Genomic DNA, 1868 nt, shown 5'->3' on the forward strand with positions numbered 1-1868 from the left:
CTGCTGGTCTACGTTCCGCAGGGCGAGGACAGCTATGCGTCGATCGCGCAGCGTTTTCTCGGCAGCGCGGCGCGCGACTGGGAGGTGGCCGAGGCCAACCCCGGGGCACCGCAGGCGCGCAGCGGGCAGCCGGTGATCGTGCCGCTGAAGCCGCTGAACCCGATGGGCGTGCGCAGCGGCCAGTACCAGACGATCCCGATCCTGTGCTACCACCGCGTGGGCCAGGGCAACGGCAAGATGACGGTGTCGTCGTCGAGCTTCGAGCAGCAGCTCGACTGGCTGGCGGCGAACAACTTCAAGGTGATCCGCCTGAAGGACCTGATCGGCTTCCTCGAGGGCCGGCAGCCGCTGCCGCAGCGTTCGGTGGTGCTGACCTTCGACGACGGCTATGCGTCGTACTACCGCTATGCCTACCCGCTGCTGAAGAAGCACGGCTTCCCGGCCACGGTGTTCCTGTACACCGATTTCGTCGGTGCCGGCGATGCGCTCACCTGGCCGCAGATGCAGGAGATGACGGCCTCGGGCCTGGTCGACATCCAGTCGCACTCGAAGACCCACTCCAACCTGATCGAGCGGGCCGCAGGTGAAAACGATGCCGCCTATGCGAAGCGGATGGAGGCCGAGGCGAAGGTGCCGCGCGACGTGATCGAGAAGCGGCTGTCGAACGAGGTGCTGACGTATGCCTACCCGTTCGGCGACGTGAACGACGTGGTGCTGGAGGCGCTGGCGCGCAACCGCTACCGGCTGGCCGGCACGGTGACGCCGGGCGGCAACCCGGCCTGGGCGCAGCCGCTGATGCTGCGCCGGACCATGATCTACGGCAGCCACGACCTGGAGGCCTTCAAGTCCAAGTTGCAGACCCTGCGCAGCTTCACGCCCTCGTCATGACGCACTCATTCGCGGTTCGCTTCTTTGCGGTCAGATTCATCGCGTTGGCCGCCGTCACGGTGCTGCTGGCCGCCTGTGCCGGCGTGCCGACCGGCAACCCGACCGGCGGGACCGGCGCGGGCGCCAATTCGCGCAACGACCCGGTGTCCGAGTTCGAGGTGCGCCAGAGCGAGCTGGCGGTGTCTGCGGAGCGGCAGGGCAAGTGGAGCGAGGCGGTGCAGGCCTGGGAAGTGCTCGCGACGCTGCGGCCTGCGCAGTACCGCGAGCGCCTGGCCGAGGCGCGGCACCGGGCCGATGTGCTGGCGACCGAGCGGCTGCAGCGGGCGCGGGCCGAGCTGAAGAAGGGCGATCTGGATGCGGCGGAGCAGTCGTACCTGGGTGTGCTGGCGGTGCAGCCGGAGCAGGCCGAGGCCGCGGACGGGTTGCGCGGCATCGAGCGTGCGCGCAACAAGCGCGATTACCTGGGGCAGCCGTCGCGGCTGACGCTCACGCGCAAGCCGGGTGCGCGCATTGCGCCGAGCGAGCAGTCGATCGAGCTGGAGCACGCGTCGATGCTGGCGGGGCAGGGCGAATTCGACGAAGCGATCGGCATGCTGCAGAAGCGCCTGGACGCGTCGCCGCGCGATGCAGCGGTGCGTCGTGCGCTGGCCGACACGCTGCTGAAGAAGGCGCAGGCGTTGCAGGCCAGCGACCCGAAGGCGGCCCGCGATGCGCTTCAGCGCTGTCTGAAGCTGGAGCCGAAGAATGTTGCTGCCCTGGCCTTGTTGAAGAAGCTTCCGGCGGGCTGAGGTCTTCGGAGTTCGGAGCGGCAAAGGCGCGGGTGGGTAGGCTGTGGCTCGCCGGCCGGGTCGGTCATCGCCCCGGGGGGCGATGACTCCCCTGCGCTGACTGGTTTCATGGCCCGTCGCCCAAACTCCCGCCACTCACTTCGTTCGTTGTGGTCAAACAGTGGGCGACAGTCAGTGCACGAAGCGCGCTGG

The 1868-nt window shown here is 68.7% G+C and carries 2 protein-coding genes; both read left to right on the forward strand.

Translation table 11 applies throughout. The annotated features are described in order from the left end of the window. Nucleotides 1-888 (forward strand): polysaccharide deacetylase family protein (locus tag AC1DXV_RS34220; protein WP_477937994.1); only part of this gene is annotated, 888 nt, incomplete at its 5' end. After that, complete coding sequence (locus AC1DXV_RS34225; RefSeq protein ID WP_477937995.1) at nucleotides 885-1676, forward strand: tetratricopeptide repeat protein; 792 nt, start codon at nucleotides 885-887, stop codon at nucleotides 1674-1676. The genes AC1DXV_RS34220 and AC1DXV_RS34225, both read left to right, overlap by 4 nt. Nucleotides 1677-1868: the final 192 nt, after the last annotated feature.

The organism is Rhizobacter sp. P3_C12, from assembly GCF_056402735.1.

Excerpts from the sequence above, each read along its gene's own strand:
- AC1DXV_RS34225 (WP_477937995.1), top strand. The coding sequence starts at position 885 with ATGACGCACTCATTCGCGGTTCGCTTCTTTGCGGTCAGATTCATCGCG.